At 69.1% G+C, this 15,273-nt stretch carries 16 protein-coding genes; 9 read left to right on the forward strand and 7 right to left on the reverse strand.

Translation table 11 applies throughout. The annotated features are described in order from the left end of the window. Positions 1-13 precede the first annotated feature (13 nt). Positions 14-1,195, reverse strand: a complete 1,182-nt coding sequence (locus ACZ6SF_RS05150) for a class I SAM-dependent methyltransferase (RefSeq protein WP_466060693.1) — start codon at positions 1,193-1,195, stop codon at positions 14-16. A gap of 14 nt (positions 1,196-1,209) precedes the next feature. On the opposite strand from ACZ6SF_RS05150, the gene rfbC reads away from it, so the two are divergent. Continuing rightward, the gene (gene rfbC, locus ACZ6SF_RS05155) at positions 1,210-1,776 is read left to right on the forward strand and encodes a dTDP-4-dehydrorhamnose 3,5-epimerase (protein WP_466060694.1); all 567 of its coding nucleotides are present in this window, start codon (positions 1,210-1,212) and stop codon (positions 1,774-1,776) included. Here the strand turns inward: rfbC and ACZ6SF_RS05160 are convergent. From ACZ6SF_RS05160 to ACZ6SF_RS05175, 4 genes are read right to left on the reverse strand one after another with little or no spacing between them, the layout of a single operon-like run. Then, positions 1,760-2,788: an NAD-dependent epimerase/dehydratase family protein gene (locus ACZ6SF_RS05160; RefSeq protein WP_466060695.1), complete on the reverse strand. Its 1,029-nt coding sequence runs from the start codon at positions 2,786-2,788 to the stop codon at positions 1,760-1,762. The two genes, rfbC and ACZ6SF_RS05160, sit on opposite strands and share 17 nt — an antisense overlap. Before the next feature lie 2 nt (positions 2,789-2,790). After that, complete coding sequence (locus tag ACZ6SF_RS05165) at positions 2,791-3,441, reverse strand: PIG-L deacetylase family protein (RefSeq protein ID WP_466060696.1); 651 nt, start codon at positions 3,439-3,441, stop codon at positions 2,791-2,793. Beyond that, on the reverse strand, positions 3,438-4,220 hold the full coding sequence (locus ACZ6SF_RS05170) for a glycosyltransferase family protein (protein WP_466060697.1): 783 nt from the start codon (positions 4,218-4,220) through the stop codon (positions 3,438-3,440). The genes ACZ6SF_RS05165 and ACZ6SF_RS05170 overlap by 4 nt, the downstream gene beginning before the upstream one ends. Beyond that, entirely contained in the window at positions 4,217-5,467 is a 1,251-nt protein-coding gene (locus ACZ6SF_RS05175; protein WP_466060698.1) for a class I SAM-dependent methyltransferase, read from the reverse strand. The genes ACZ6SF_RS05170 and ACZ6SF_RS05175 overlap by 4 nt, the downstream gene beginning before the upstream one ends. Before the next feature lie 434 nt (positions 5,468-5,901). On the opposite strand from ACZ6SF_RS05175, the gene ACZ6SF_RS05180 reads away from it, so the two are divergent. Further along, positions 5,902-7,392 (forward strand): sugar transferase, encoded by a 1,491-nt coding sequence (locus tag ACZ6SF_RS05180; RefSeq protein ID WP_466060699.1) that lies wholly within the window; start codon positions 5,902-5,904, stop codon positions 7,390-7,392. 21 nt (positions 7,393-7,413) lie between these two features. Here ACZ6SF_RS05180 and ACZ6SF_RS05185 read toward each other — a convergent pair whose 3' ends face one another. Continuing rightward, complete coding sequence (locus ACZ6SF_RS05185) at positions 7,414-7,854, reverse strand: DUF4440 domain-containing protein (protein WP_466060700.1); 441 nt, start codon at positions 7,852-7,854, stop codon at positions 7,414-7,416. 164 nt (positions 7,855-8,018) lie between these two features. Here ACZ6SF_RS05185 and ACZ6SF_RS05190 point away from each other — a divergent pair, with 164 nt between their 5' ends. From ACZ6SF_RS05190 to ACZ6SF_RS05220, 7 genes are all read left to right on the forward strand, one after another. Further along, on the forward strand, positions 8,019-8,384 hold the full coding sequence (locus ACZ6SF_RS05190) for a WDGH domain-containing protein (RefSeq protein WP_466060701.1): 366 nt from the start codon (positions 8,019-8,021) through the stop codon (positions 8,382-8,384). Between the two features lie 59 nt (positions 8,385-8,443). Next, a complete protein-coding gene (locus tag ACZ6SF_RS05195; protein ID WP_466061347.1) occupies positions 8,444-8,848 on the forward strand; it encodes a Fur family transcriptional regulator in 405 nt (134 codons plus the stop codon). Positions 8,849-8,883: 35 nt separating this feature from the next. Further along, entirely contained in the window at positions 8,884-11,115 is a 2,232-nt protein-coding gene (gene katG / locus ACZ6SF_RS05200) for a catalase/peroxidase HPI (protein ID WP_466060702.1), read from the forward strand. A gap of 184 nt (positions 11,116-11,299) precedes the next feature. Beyond that, complete coding sequence (locus tag ACZ6SF_RS05205; protein ID WP_466060703.1) at positions 11,300-12,307, forward strand: ABC transporter ATP-binding protein; 1,008 nt, start codon at positions 11,300-11,302, stop codon at positions 12,305-12,307. After that, positions 12,304-13,116 (forward strand): ABC transporter permease, encoded by an 813-nt coding sequence (locus ACZ6SF_RS05210; protein ID WP_466060704.1) that lies wholly within the window; start codon positions 12,304-12,306, stop codon positions 13,114-13,116. The genes ACZ6SF_RS05205 and ACZ6SF_RS05210 overlap by 4 nt, the downstream gene beginning before the upstream one ends. After that, complete coding sequence (locus ACZ6SF_RS05215) at positions 13,113-14,255, forward strand: sensor histidine kinase (protein ID WP_466060705.1); 1,143 nt, start codon at positions 13,113-13,115, stop codon at positions 14,253-14,255. Before ACZ6SF_RS05210 ends, ACZ6SF_RS05215 begins: the two co-directional genes overlap by 4 nt. Then, on the forward strand, positions 14,252-14,869 hold the full coding sequence (locus ACZ6SF_RS05220; RefSeq protein ID WP_466060706.1) for a response regulator: 618 nt from the start codon (positions 14,252-14,254) through the stop codon (positions 14,867-14,869). Before ACZ6SF_RS05215 ends, ACZ6SF_RS05220 begins: the two co-directional genes overlap by 4 nt. On the opposite strand, the gene ACZ6SF_RS05225 is transcribed toward ACZ6SF_RS05220, so the two are convergent. Next, complete coding sequence (locus ACZ6SF_RS05225) at positions 14,866-15,252, reverse strand: winged helix-turn-helix transcriptional regulator (RefSeq protein ID WP_466060707.1); 387 nt, start codon at positions 15,250-15,252, stop codon at positions 14,866-14,868. The genes ACZ6SF_RS05220 and ACZ6SF_RS05225 overlap by 4 nt on opposite strands. Positions 15,253-15,273: the final 21 nt, after the last annotated feature.

The following is a 15,273-nucleotide window of genomic DNA, read 5'->3' on the forward strand; positions in this document are numbered from 1 at the left end:
TGGGGAAAGAGCGCTACCGGATGGGCCGCTCCCGCGGGGGTGGATCGGGTTCGTCGATCAGCCAGCGCCCGGCGAGTTCCGGGTAACGCTCGCTGACCTCGGGAAACAGATCGGGTACGGTCAGCAGTACCTGGTCCGGGCGAGCCGCGAGGAGCTGCTCGGGGGAGACCACCGGAATATCCGTGCCCGGCATCCGGCGCCCCTGTTTGGCCGGCGCGGCGTCCGCGACCCCGGCCAGCAGCTCGCGCCCGATTCCCGCCCGGCACAGCAGCGCGACCGCGCGGGACGCGGCCCCGTACGCGTAGACGCGGGCGCCGCACGCCGCCGCCGTTTCCAGGGTCGCCCGCAACTGCCCGGCATGCCGGTCGGCCGCGTGCTGTAATCCGCGCAGCGTCCCGGGATCGCCGGTCGCCGATTCCCGGGCCAGCACCCGGCGCACCGCGTCGTCGGGCTCGGCGGTCCCGGGCACGGCGGCGATCAGTACCGTCCCGCCGTAGAGCGCGAAATCCCACGCCGTCACCACCGACATACCGGCACCGGCGAGCATTTCGCGCAGTACCCGCAGCGAGTAGTACGCGAAATGGCCGTGCCGCAGCGCGTTCCACTGGCCCGTGGTCACGATGGTGTGCAGCGGGTGGTACTGCAGCAGCAGCACCCCGCCGGGCGCGGTCGCCGCCGCCCGGCGGGCGATCCCGGCGGCCTGATCCCGGTCGTGCATGAGGCCGAAGGAATCCAGCACGATATCCGCCGGACCGTCCGCCGGTGTGAAACCGCGCCCGGCCAGCAGACCCAGCCAGCTCCCGCCGTGCGGGCTGGCGAATTCGCGGATGGTGGCGCCCCGCAACAGCCCCGCCGACGCGACCCCTCGAATCGCGTCGGCGGCCTGTTCACGCAGGGCGCGGGGCTCCACTCCGCGCGGTTCGGCGGTGGTCGTATCGTCTTGGACGAGCTGGGCCAGACCGCATCCGCGGCAGACCGCCATCGACAGCGGATGCGCCGTCTCGTCCGGTCGCGGCGGGGTATCGGCGGGCGGGAAATGATCCGCGGCGGGCATCGGGCCGAGGTCGAGCACCGTCTCGGCGTCCGGATGACCGCAGGCCCGGCAGCCCGGCGGATCCCCGGCCGCGCCGGAACGCCCCGCGTCCAGGACGACCGTACGCGCGGTGCCGGTCTCCGCGAACCGGATGCCGCTCATGGCACCATCACCGGGTGCGAATCGAACAGACGGAACTGGCCGACGTGTTGCTCCTGGTGCCCGAACCCTTCCACGACGACCGCGGCCTGTTCACCCGCACCTTCGACGCGCGGATCTTCGACAACCGTCTGGGCGCCGGTGCCTCGGCGGCGTTCGTCCAGGATTCGCAGTCCCGTTCGGCGCGGGGCGTGATCCGCGGGATGCACGGTCGCGGCGGGCGCGGTGAGGCCAAACTTGTGCGTTGCGCCCACGGCGCCGTGCACGACATCCTGGTCGATATCCGCCCGGGCTCGCCCACCTTCGGCCGCCACCAGGCGTTCCTGCTGGACGACACCGATTTCCGGCATCTGTACGTGCCCGCGGGTTTCCTGCACGGTTTCCAGGCGCTCACCGATACCGCCGATATCTGCTACCGCATCGACCGCCCGCACGACCCCGCCGAAGACCTCGCCGTGGCCTACGACGACCCCGACCTCGGGCTGGTGTGGCCGCGGGAGGTCACCGTGGTCTCGCCGCGCGACCGCGCCGCGGGCAGCTGGCGGGAACTGCTGGAATCGCCCCATCTCACGCACCGACCCTGACCCGCCGCAGGGTCGCGTCCACCGCACCCGTATCGCTCAGGTGCCGGAGCCGCGCCAGCCGGACGAACCGCTGGGCGAACCCGTCCGCCGTGAGTCCGCGGGCGGTGTACTCACGCACCAGTTCCGCCGCGCCCTCGGCCACCGTCCAGCGGGCCTCGAAACCCAGATCGCGCCGCGCCGCGCCGAAATCGACCCGGTAGGACCGTGGGTCGGCGCCGGACTCACCGGTGATCAGCACCTCCGACCCCGGTACCGCGGCTGCCACCGCGTGCGCGATCTCGGCGACCGTCCGGTTGTTGGCCTCGGTCCCGATGTTGTAGGCCCGGCAGTGGATCGCCGCGACCGGCGCCTCCAGGCATACCGCGAACGCCTCGGCGATATCGGCCGCGTGCACCAGCGGCCGCCACGGGGTCCCGTCGGAGAGCACCCGCACCACCCCGTCCAGCACCGCGTGCCCGGCCAGGTTGTTGAGCACGATATCGGACCGCAGCCGCGGCGAGAACCCGAAAGCGGTCGCATTGCGCAGGAATACCGGCGCGAAATCCGCGTCGGCCAGATCCACCAGATCGTCCTCCACCCGGACCTTGCTCTCGGCATACGGCGTGAGCGGGCGCAGCGGAGCGCTTTCGCCGACCAGCCCGTCGCCGGCCGCGCCGTACACCGAACACGTCGACGCGTACAGGAAGCGCCGGACCCCCGCCTCCTTCGCCAGGCGCGCCAACCGCACCGACGCGTGGTGGTTGATGTCGTGGGTGATCCCGGGATTCAGCGCGCCCAGCGGGTCATTGGACAGCGCGGCCAGATGGATCACCGCGTCGAAACCGGTCAGCTGGTCGAGCGTGATATCGCGGAGATCCGCGACCGTGGCCGGGGGATCCTGCGGGGCCGGACCCAGCACGCACTCGGCGAACCATCCGGTATCGAGTCCGCGCACGCTGTGCCCGCGCGCCACGAGCACCGGAACCATCACGGTCCCCAGGTAGCCCTGATGCCCGGTGACCAGAACACGCATTGTTACGCACCTCCGAAATCGAGTACGGCCTTGACCAGTTCGAAGCCCTCGGCGTAGGGCCGGTGGCAGTGCACGCCCCGGATCCGGGCCAGCCCCAGGAACGCCTCCTCGTCGAACCAGTCCCGCCCGGATTGCGACGGATAGCATTCGGCCAGCAGCCGCGCCTTCTCTCGCGCGGTCGGCTCCGGAACCGGATGCAGGACCGCCGGACGGGGCGTATCGGTCTCCCATTTGAGGATTTCGTAGCCGAGCACCAGATGATCCCGGAACTCGGTGGGCACCAGCCGTGCCAGCATCCGGTGATCCTGGTGGGCGTCGGCGCTCTGCGGTGCGAACACCAGCTGCGGCTCGGTCCCGCCCCGGAACCGCGCGAGTTCGGATTTCACCCGGTCCCAGTGCGCGGGGGCGCGGCCGTCAGGGAGATCCAGCACCGTCAGTTCCAGATCCGCGCCCGGACAGAACGCGTCGAACGCCTTGCGCTCCTCGGCCTCGCGGGCGGTGCCGCCACCGGAGAGCACCAGCGCCCGGACCCGCAGGCCCGGATGCGCGCGGGTGAGTGTGAGCAGGGTGGCGCCCATCCCGATCGCGATATCGTCGCAGTGCGCACCGAGTACCGCGATCTCGGTGAGATCAGTGGGAGTCAGCGTGATCATCGGGCCGCGCCCTCCCACACCATCCACGGGCGGTCGCCCCGGTGGTATCCGGCGTCGAGTTCGGCGCGTTCCTTGAACGTATCGGCCGGCTTCCAGAATCCGTCGTGCCGGTAGCCGAAGAGCCGGCCCTGGGCGGCCAGCGCCCCGCAGGCGTCCTCGACCAGATCCCCGCCCTCGGGCAGATGGTCGAAGATGTCCTGGGTGAGCACGAAATACCCGCCGTTCTCCCAGATCGCGAGTTCGGCGACCGGCGTGATCTGCTTGATCTCTCCGCTGGGCAGCACATCCACACAGTGGAACGACGATTGCGGCGGCACGATCATCATCGAGGCGGCGGCCCCGGACTCGGAGAACCGGTCGATCATCCGGTCGAGCGGGGCGTCGGTGAGCACATCCGAATAGTTGGCCAGGAACATCTCGTCGCCACCGAGGTGCGGGCGCACCCGGCGCAGCCGTTCCCCGATGGCCGATTCCAGCCCGGTATCGACGAAGGTGATCGTCCAGTCGGCGATATCGGAGTGCAGCAGTTCGACCCGGCCGCCCCGGATGACGAAATCGTTGGACATCGTCTCCTGGTAGGTGAGGAAGAAATTCTTGATGTGATGGGCCCCGTAACCGAGGCAGAGGATGAACTCGGTATGCCCGAAATGGGCGTAGTAGCGCATCACATGCCAGATCAGCGGCCGCGGGCCGACCATCTGCATCGGCTTGGGCGCGCCGTCGGCGTCTCCGCTGCGCATCCGCATGCCGTAACCGCCGCAGAACAACACGACCTTCATCGCGCACCCGCCTCCACCGCGGCCGGATCGACCACGCGCATCTCGGGCAGCGGGAACACCAGCCGCCCGCCCCACTCTCCGACGGGCGCCAGTTGCGCGGTGAGCTCGGCTTCCAGATTCCACGGCAGGACGAGCACGTAGTCGGGGCGGTCGGCCTCGATCCGGTCCGGGGAGTGGATCGGGATGCGGGTGCCGGGGGTGTAGCGGCCGTGTTTGTACGGGTTGCGGTCCACCGTGTACGCGAGCAGGTCGGGCCGGATACCGCAGTAATTGAGCAGGGTGTTGCCCTTACCCGGCGCGCCGTATCCCACCACGGTCGCGCCCGCGTCCTTCCGGTCGAGCAGGAAGCGCAGCAGCTCCCGGCGTACTGTCTCGGCGCGATCGCGCAGCGGCCGGTAGCCCGGCACGCCGTGCAGGCCGGCGTCGGCCTCGAGTGCCAGCACCTCCTCGACCCGGCGCGACGGTCCGGTCACGGCGGCCGCCGGCCGCGCCCAGATCCGCAGCGATCCACCGTGGGTATCGAGCAGTTCCACATCGGCCACCGCCAGATCACCGGTGGCCAGGGCCCGCTGCGCCGAGGCCAGCGTGTAGTACTGGAAATGCTCGTGGTAGATCGTGTCGAACTGGCCGTGGCGTACCAGGTTCAGCGCGTGATGCACCTCGATCGAGAGCCATCCGTCGTCGGCGACCAGTGTGCGCAGCGCCCGCGTGAAACCGCGCAGGTCGGGAATGTGCGCGTAGACATTGTTCGCGACGACGAGATCGGCGGGACCGTGTTCGGCGCGCACTCGTCGCGCCGTGTTCTCGTCCAGGAACTCGGTCAGCGTCGGCACGCCGGCGGCCCGCGCGGCGGCCCCGACATTCTCCGAGGGTTCGATGCCGAGGCAGGGGATTCCCGCCGCCACGACGGAGTTCAGGAGATAACCGTCGTTACTGGCCACTTCCACCACGAAGGATTCCGGACCCAGCCCCAGCCGGGATCGGGCCGCGGCGACGAACTCCCGCGCGTGCGCGACCCAGCTCGCGGAGTAGGACGAGAAATAGGCGTACTCGGTGAAGGTGTCCTCCGGCGTGATGAGCGCCGGGAGCTGCAGGAGCAGGCAGTCCGCGCAGAGGCGGAGATGGAGCGGATAGGTGGATTCCGGAAGGTTTAGCTGTTCCTCGGAAAGGAAACTCTCACAAGGAGGTGTCGCCCCCAGGTCCACAACACTGGACAGCCGGGTCGACTCACACAATCGGCAATGCACTCGGGCTCCACTCGGACGGTCACGGTCATCGGCGGCGCCCCGCAGCCCCGAGAAGCAACTTCTCTGTGCCGATCGACGGAAAACTAGCACCTCTCCGGCGTAGTTGCGACATATGGCCGCAACGTTGTCGCACTTTGGTGACCTAGAGCATATCTTCAGCTAACCCGTAACGATTGGACTGTGTATAGCGATGGCGGCCAACCGAATACGGGGTTTCTCCGGGATCGACCCCCGTTCGCGGTGCCGCCCCCGGCCCCGGTGGCGTCCCAGCGCTTGTGCGCGGCGCCGATCGGGGCAATACTTCTGCAACAGACCGGCCCGGATGAGACATATTTGCGCTCTTCCGGGCCGGACTTCCTGAGAATACGTGCAATCCGCTGCCGGATACGGCGGTCGGAGGCACGGGTGGTTCCGAGTTCGAGCGGGTACGTTTCATGGTTCTGGATCTCCGGGCGGTCGGTGGCACGGTCGACCTGTCCCTGCCGAATCCCGCTGACCGGGACTCGTGGCGCGCGGGTCATATGCGCCGGCTCGCCGGTACCGACCTGGTGGTGGTCACCGTCGCCGCGCTGTGCGCGCAACTGTCCAGCATCGTTGCCACCCGTCCCCTCTCCTGGGAACTCGAACCACGCGTGACCGCTCTGACCTTGGGCATCGCGGTGGGGTGGTCGATCCTGCTGGGTCGCAGCGGGTCCCGGTCGCCCCATACGATCGGCGCGGGAACCGACGAATTCCGGCGATTGGCCTCGGCGACCCTGCAACTGTTCGGCACGATCGCCATCGTCTCGTTGATTCTGCGGATCGATATCGCGCACGCACATCTGGTGGTGGCGCTACCGCTCGGTCTGCTGGGTCTGGTCGTCACCCGGGCGCTGTGGCGCGGGCATACGGCCCGCCATCGCGCGCTCGGCCGGTACCGGCGCTCCGTCCTGGTCGTGGGCGGCCCGGATTCGGCCCGCGCCATCGCGACCGCCCTCTCCGAACGGGATCTGTACGGCTATCACGTCGTCGGTGTCTGTACGCCGACCGGTGGTGCGATCGACGCACCGGCGACCCTCGTGGTGGGCACCCGGTCGATTCCGATCGTCGGCAACGACCGCTCGGTACGCAGTGCGGTGCGGCGAACCGGCGCGGATACGGTGGTGGTGATGGCCACCGACCGGCTCGGTCCCCGTGATATCCGGCGGCTCGCCTGGGATCTCGACGCCTTCGGAACCGAACTCATCGTGGCGCCAGGCGTCATGGATATCTCCGGTACCCGGGTCGCCGGGCAGGTGCTGGCGGGTATGCCCATGCTGCATATCGAACGACCGCAATACGACCGGGCGCTGTCCTTCGGCAAAACCGTTTTCGATATCTGTTTCTCCGCGCTGGTCCTGGTGGCGATCGCGCCGATACTGCTGATCCTCGCCGCGGCCGTGAAGGGAACCAGCGCCGGCCCGGTGTTCTACCTGTCGGAGCGGATCGGGACGGACGGTAAACCGTTCCGGATGATCAAATTCCGCAGTATGTATCTGCGGGCCGACCGGGAAGCCGGGTCGCTCATCGGCGCGAACGGCGGTAATCCGCTGTTCTTCAAGCTCAAGGACGATCCGCGCGTGACGCCCGTGGGCCGTTTCCTGCGAAAATACAGTCTCGACGAACTTCCGCAGTTCTTCAACGTACTGGCCCGGGATATGAGCGTGGTCGGCCCGCGCCCGCAGGTGCGCCGCGAGGTCCACTCCTACGACGGCGTGATGCGCCGCCGGCTCCTGGTACGGCCCGGGATCACCGGCCTGTGGCAGGTGAGCGGACGCTCCGACCTGTCGCCGGAGGAATCGGTCGAACTCGATATCTCCTACGTCGAGAACTGGTCGATGCTGCTGGACCTGAGGATCATCGCGCGCACCCTGCGCGCCGTCGCGCGGGGTGACGGCGCGTACTGACGCGGGCCGGCCGCGGGCGGGCTACTCGAAAACCCCCGCGACCGCCTCCTCGGTGACCGCGGTTTCCTGCAGGGCCAGCCACCGGTAGCGATCCGCGCCGTGATCGACGAGCAGCACCGCGGTGGTGCGGCGGAATTCCCGTCGATCGCCGTCCTCGTGGCGTTCGGCGAACCGCACCACCAGGATGTCGGGCGTGGCGGCGAGCGTTTCGACCTCGGCGACGGTGATGGCCAGACCGGGCCTGCTGTTGCGGCCGCGATGCAGCGCCGACAGCAGTTCCGTTCGCCCCAGTACCGTTCCGTCGGTGGTGACCATCGAGAAATCGTCGTGATGGGCCGCGGCGAACGCGTCGAGGATCTGCGGTGACGCCGCCGAGCCCAGCCAGGCCGCCAGCAGGGCGTGCACCGTCTCGACTTCCGGCCGCAGATCCGGGCTGCCCGATTCGGGCGCGGCTTCGGTCATACTCCGCACCCTAGACGCCGCGCCGCCGGAGCCGGGGGACCGGCGACCGCGGGTCGGTCCCGGCGAAACCTTCGAGCCCGGTCGCTTCCGCCGACAGCGACCACAGCCCGAACAGGAGCCCTGATGTCGCTCCCATGCCGCTCGCGGGAAGGGAGGATGGCGGTATGGATGCCGGGGTCGACGAGAACACCAGCGACGGTCGCCATACATTTGCGGAGCTGTATCGCTATCGGATGCTGTACAACGCCCTCGCCTTCAACGAGTGGGCGCACACCGGCCGGTACGACGTACACAAGAGTCTGCGCCACAGCGACGGTGAGCTGTGCTTCGGGGGCGGCTGGTTCGTCGTCTACGCGACCCTGCCGACCGGGCAGATCGCCAACCACTACGACGTGCGACACTGGGATCTCTTCCGGATCCCGGAGCGTTGCCGGCCGGTAGCCTGGGACGGTCATTCGCCGCAGGAGGCGGCGGCGCGCATGGATCGCTTCCTGCGTGCGGCGCCGGGCGCGAACGAGGGCGATACTTGACTCATTCAAGAAAAGGGACGAGACTTCCGTACGTGCATACAGCCACGGACTTCCAGCAGATGCTGCGGGGAGTTCCGCTTCGCGTCACGGCCGCGCGAGTCGCGGTGCTGAGCGCGGTGCAGGACCACCCGCACGCCGACACGGATACGATCATCCGCGCCGTGCGGGCCGACCTGTCGGCGGTATCACATCAGGCGGTGTACGACTCGCTGCGCACGCTCACCGAGGCAGGCCTGATCCGCTGTATCCAGCCCCCCGGATCGGTGGCCCGGTACGAATCCCGGGTCGGCGACAACCACCATCACGTCGTATGCCGGGCGTGTGGGGCCATCGCCGATGTCGACTGTTCGGTCGGCGCCGCACCCTGCCTGACCGCATCCGATCACCACGGCTTCACCATCGACGAGGCCGAGGTCATCTATTGGGGTCTGTGCCCGAACTGCGCACCGGTTCCGCACCCCTGATCGCAGCCCGTACCACTCATTCAGGAAGGAATGTCGTGACCTCCGAAAGCCGTCCGCCCGCTCCTGACACGGGGACTCGCAGCACCAGCGAGAGTGAGAACCCGGCGATTCCGTCGCCGACGCCCCATACCGATCATCGCCCCCGCGCCAATTCGGACTGGTGGCCGGAACAGATCGATGTCTCGGTGCTGCACGCCCACTCGTCGAAATCGAACCCGCTCGGGGAGGATTTCGACTACGCCGCGGAATTCGCGAAACTCGATGTCGAAGCGCTGAAGGCCGATGTCGCCGCGGTCCTGACCGATTCGCAGGATTGGTGGCCCGCCGATTACGGCAACTACGGCGGGCTGTTCATCCGGATGAGCTGGCATGCCGCCGGTACCTACCGGATCGCCGACGGCCGCGGCGGCGGCGGGCAGGGCGCCCAGCGGTTCGCGCCGCTGAACAGCTGGCCCGACAACGCCAATCTCGACAAGGCGCGCCGGCTGCTGTGGCCGGTGAAGCAGAAGTACGGCAATGCGATCTCCTGGGCCGATCTGCTGGTGTTCGCCGGCAACGTGGCGCTGGAATCCATGGGCTTCCAGACGTTCGGTTTCGGTTTCGGCCGCCCCGATATCTGGGAGGCCGAAGAGGTCTACTGGGGTCCGGAGGACACCTGGCTCGGCGACGAGCGCTACAGCGGCGACCGCGAACTGTCCGGTCCGCTCGGCGCCGTGCAGATGGGCCTGATCTATGTGAACCCGGAAGGCCCCAACGGCCAACCGGATCCGGTGGCCGCGGCCCGGGACATCCGGGAGACGTTCGGCCGGATGGCGATGAACGACGAGGAGACCGCGGCCCTGATCGTCGGCGGTCACAGCTTCGGGAAGACCCACGGCGCGGGAGATCCCGACCTGGTCGGCGCCGAACCCGAGGGCGCCCCGATCGAGCAGCAGGGCCTCGGCTGGAAGAGCGCGTACGGCACCGGTAAGGCCGGCGACGCGATCACCAGCGGTCTGGAGGTCGTCTGGACCGCGACTCCCACGAAATGGGGAAACGGCTTCCTGCAGAACCTCTACGGCTACGACTGGGAACTCACCAAGAGTCCGGCCGGCGCGTGGCAGTGGAAACCGAAGGACGGCGCCGGCGCCGGCACCATCCCGGACCCGTTCGACGGACCCGCCCGTACACCCACCATGCTCACCACCGACCTGTCGCTGCGCGAGGATCCGGTCTACCGGGAGATCACCCGCCGCTGGCTGGATCATCCGGAAGAACTCTCCGAAGCGTTCGCCAAGGCCTGGTACAAACTTCTGCACCGCGATATGGGCCCGATCAGCCGGTACCTGGGCCCGTGGGTCCCCGAACCCCAGCTGTGGCAGGACCCGGTGCCCGCCGTGGATCACACGCTGATCGATGACCGGGATGTCGCCGCCCTGAAGCGGACGGTCCTCGATTCCGGTCTGTCGGTCGCCCAGCTGGTCAAGACCGCCTGGGCAGCGGCGGCGAGCTTCCGCAGTACCGATAAGCGCGGCGGCGCCAACGGGGCCCGTATCCGGCTCGAACCCCAGAAGAGCTGGGAGATCAACGAACCCGCCGAACTCGCGAAGGTACTGCCCGTGCTGGAGCGCGTCCAGCAGGATTTCAACACCTCCGCGACGGGCGGCAAGAAGGTCTCGCTGGCCGATGTGATCGTGCTCGCCGGTTCGGCGGCCGTGGAGAAGGCGGCGGCCGACGCCGGGCACGAGGTCACCGTGCCCTTCGCGCCCGGACGCACCGACGCCACGCAGGACAGCACCGATGTGGAGTCGTTCGCGGTGCTCGAACCGCGGGCCGACGGTTTCCGCAACTACACGCGCCCCGGTGAGAAGGCGCCGCTGGAGCGGCTGCTGCTCGACCGCGCCTATATGCTCGACGTCACCGCGCCGGAGCTGACCGTGCTGGTCGGCGGCCTGCGTGCCCTCGGCGCCAATTACGGCGGTACCGCCCACGGCGTGTTCACCGACCGGCCGGGCAGCCTGACGAACGACTTCTTCGTCAATCTGCTCGACCAGGGCACCGAGTGGAAGGCGTCGGAGTCGGCGGAGAACGTCTACGAGGGCCGGGACCGGAAATCCGGTGCGGCGAAATGGTCGGCCACCGCCAACGATCTGGTGTTCGGCTCGCATTCGGTGCTGCGCGCGGTCGCCGAGGTGTACGCCCAGCGTGACGCCGGGCGCCGGTTCGTCGACGATTTCGTCGCGGCCTGGACGAAGGTCATGAACAACGACCGCTACGACCTGGCCTGATCCGGACCCCAACCGGTTCACCGAGTGGCCCCTCCCGCCCTGCCGGGAGGGGCCACTCGCGTCGGCGCCGCCTCGGACCCGGCGCGAGTGATGACAATTGTCATCACCGGACCATGATTTACCCACCGGATCCGCTGACTGCGCTCACTACTGGCCACGGCTTCTTCCCGCGAGGCTGGAAGACATGAACACGGTTCCGCACCAGCCACCCGAATTCCGCCCGGCGCTGCCGGGGACATCCCGGCCCACCGATGTCATCACCGCGCGCGGTCTACGCCGGGTCTACGGCCGCGGCAAGGACGCCTTCGAGGCAGTCGGCGGTGTCGACCTGCAGGTCTCCGAGGGCGAGGTATTCGCCCTGCTGGGTACCAACGGCGCCGGTAAGACCTCGACCCTCGATCTGCTGGAGGGCCTGGCGGCACCCTCGGCCGGTTCGGTGGAGGTCTTCGGGCTGGACCCGCTGCGCCATCGAGACGAGGTCCGGCCGCAGATCGGCATCATGCTGCAGTCCGGGGGGCTGCCCGCCGAACTGACCGTCCGGGAAACCCTCGAGATGTGGCGCGGAACATGCACCGCGCCCACGACCACCGATACCGCCCTCGGCCGGGTCGGCCTGTCCGATCGGGCGGACGTGCGGGTCGGATCGCTGTCGGGCGGCGAACAGCGCCGCGTCGATATGGCCTGCGCGCTGCTCGGGCAACCCCGGCTGCTGTTCCTCGACGAACCGACCACCGGACTCGACCCGGAAAGCCGGCGCAGGACCTGGGGGCTGCTCGCCGACCTGAAGTCCACCGGGGTCACCATGGTGCTCACCACGCACTATCTGGACGAGGCGGAGGCGCTCGCCGACCGGATCGTGATCATGCACAAGGGTGTCGTCGCCCGGGCGGGCACCCTGCGTGAAATCGTCGACGGGCATCCGGCGCGCATCGTCTTCGACCACCCCGGCCTGCCGCTGCCGCCGTTGCGGGACGCGCAGGTCGAGGCCCGGGCCCGGGTCACCGTCACCACCTACGACCTGCAAGGACATCTCTTCGAGGTCCTCGGGTGGGCGCGCGACCACGGGCTGGTCCTCGGCGGGCTCGAGGCCCGCGCCGCGTCCCTGGAATCGGTATTCCTCGATATCGCCGACGGCACCGATACCCCCGAAACCCCGGCGTCCACCCACGACCTGATCGGAGCCCTCCGATGACCACCCTCGCGACCCCCACCCCGCGATTTCGCCGCCGGCCGCTGGCCGCGCTCGCGAAGGCCGAATACCTGCAGTTCCGGCGTAACAAAACACTGATCTACATGGCGACGGTGTTCCCCATCGGAATCCCGGTGGCCATGTTCTTCATCGCCGCCCGGAGCGAGACGCCGACCCGGGCGACCGCGGCGACGGCCTTCGAACTGCTCGCGGTGGTCGCTCTGCTGTTCGTGCAGTACTACTCGGTGCTCTCGATGGTGACGACGCGCCGCGGCGAGGGTGTGCTGAAACGACTGCGCACCGGTGAGGCCACCGACCGGCAGATCCTCACCGCCCCGGCCGTCCCCGGCGCCGTCGTGACCCTGGCCTGCGCGGCGGTGGTCGCCGTGGTCGTCTACGGCGCCGGTGCCCCCGCGCCGGTGAACCCCGTCGCGCTCCTGCTCGCCCTCGCCGGCGGGATCCTGCTGTTCTCCCTGCTCGCGCTCGCCACCAGCACCGTCACCAAGAACGCCGAGGCCGCGCAGATCACCTCACTGCCGGTGATGACGGTCGCCATGCTCGGACTCGGGTCCATCCGCGCCATCCTGCCCGACCGGCTGGCCGATATCGCCGACTGGACCCCGTTCGCCGCCGTCTCCGACCTCATATCGCTGGGTGTCGCCGGCACCGCCTCGATCGGCGACACCGAACCCGCCCTGGGTTTCGCCGACACGTTCACCGAACTCGGCCGTCCGTTTGCGACACTGGCGATATGGACCGTCCTGGCGCTCGCGCTGACCCGCACGAGTTTCCGCTGGGACGATCGCGGGTGACCCGCTGGACCTCCTGGTGGCACGAGATGCCGGGAGCCGCGAAGTACCGCCTCTACACCCGGGTCACCCTGCAGGCCTCCCTGGTCGGAATGGGCCTGGCGATCGCGCTCACCACGCGCTCGCCCTGGCCCACGGCCGCCGCTGTGACGGCCACCGCGGCGGCGGTCGTCGCGGTCGAAGCGCGTCCCGAACTCGGCGCGTCGACAGCCCTGATGAACAGACGGTGGGTGCTGCCCGCCGCCACCGCCGTGTTGGTGGCCGTATGGCTCGCTGCCGCCGTCGTCGCCCGCACCGCCGCCGAGGACACGGTGGTGCGGCGGGCCGGGGTGGTCGGTATTCTCCCGGTCCTCCTGGCCGCGTTCGCGGTGGTGCCGTTCGTGCGCGGACGATGGTGGATCCTGCTGGGCGCGGCGGTCGGCACCGGATGGGTGTTCGGCGACTCCCCGAGAACCGCCCTGGGCATCGGCGTCGTCGTCGCCGCGGGTGGCCTCTTCGCGATAGGAACGGCCCTGCTCACCGTCTGGGGGCTGCGCATCGTCGACGAACTGGAGCGCACGAAACTCGTCGAGGCCGAACTACGGGTCGCGCAGGAACGGCTGCGTTTCTCTCGGGACCTCCACGATGTGGTGGGCCGGGGATTCTCGGCGATCGCCGTGAAAAGCGAACTCGCGACCGCCCTGTCGCGCGCCGGGAACGCCGACCGCGCCGCCACCGAAATGGACGAGGTCCGCACCCTCGCCGTCGAATCGATGGGACAGATGCGGGAACTCGTCCGCGGCTACCGCGGGATCGACCTGCTCGGCGAGGTCGCCGGTGCCCGCTCGCTGCTGAAGGCGGCCGGTTGCCGCCTGTTCCTCGAAGGCGATCCCGCCGCGGTCCCCGGACGCTTCCACGAGGTCGCGGCCTGGGTGGTCCGCGAGGGCACCACCAATATCGTCGAACACTCCGCGGCCACCGTCGCGACACTCACCCTCGGCTGCGCGGGAATGTCGCTGCGCAACGACAATCCGCATCTTCCGATGGGGGAGCGGTCCGGGCTGCGCGGCCTGGCCGAACGGCTCGCGACCGTGGGCGCAACCCTCGAGACCACCGCCGGCGACACCGGCTTCCTGCTCGAAATACAGTGGGGGAAACAGTGATACCCGTCTTCCTGGCCGACGACGAGACCCTCATCCGCGCGGCCCTGGCGACCATGCTCGATCTGGAACCCGACCTTAAGGTGGTGGCCCATATGGGTTCGGGTGAGGAACTCGTCGCCGCCTGGCGCCGCCGTGACAGCAGCGAACCGGCCGCCGTGGCCGTCATCGACCTCCAACTGCCCGGAATCGACGGAATCGACACCGCCGCGCAACTCCTCGAGACCACCCCCGGCGCCGCGACCCTGATCGTCACCAGCCACGGCCGCCCCGGTTACCTCAAACGCGCACTCGCCACCGGCGTCCGCGGATTCCTCCCCAAAACCACCTCGGCCGCCACCCTGGCCGAAGTGATCCGCGCCGTCCACGCGGGCGGCCGCTACGTCGACCCGGAACTCGCCGCGGAAGCCATCAGCGCCGGCGACACCGTACTCACCGCCCGCGAAGCCGACGTCCTGGAATACGCCCTCGACGGCTCATCGGTCGACGACATAGCCCGCCGCGCCCACCTCTCACCCGGTACCACCCGCAACTACCTGTCCGCCGCGATGGCCAAACTCGGGGTCTCCAACCGCTACGAGGCGGCCCTCAGAGCCCGCGAGAAAGGCTGGATCTAGGACAGCCGTCCGGACTCGTCGTCGAACCGATCCCGCGCTCGCTCCACATCGGGCAGGGCGACCGTCGTCCACTCCAGCAGAGCATCGATGAGATCCTGCAGCGATTTCCCGATTCCGGTGATGCGGTACTCGACGGCGACCGGCCGGGTATCGGTGACGATCCGATCGACCATCCCGTTGCGCTCCAGCCGCCGCAGCGCCGTCGTCAACGACTTCTGCGTGACCACGGGTATCGCCCGGCGGAGCTCGTTGAACCGCAACGGCCCCTCACACAGCGCCTCCAGAACCTGTATCGACCATTTGTCCAGCACCTGATCGAGCAGTTCGCGATGCCGCGGCGACAGCTGCGGGCCGGGCGAAGGCGGGGGAGCGGTTTCCTGCATGCCACCTAGTCTCGTTGAAGT

The sequence above is a fragment of the Nocardia sp. NPDC049935 genome (assembly GCF_055586645.1).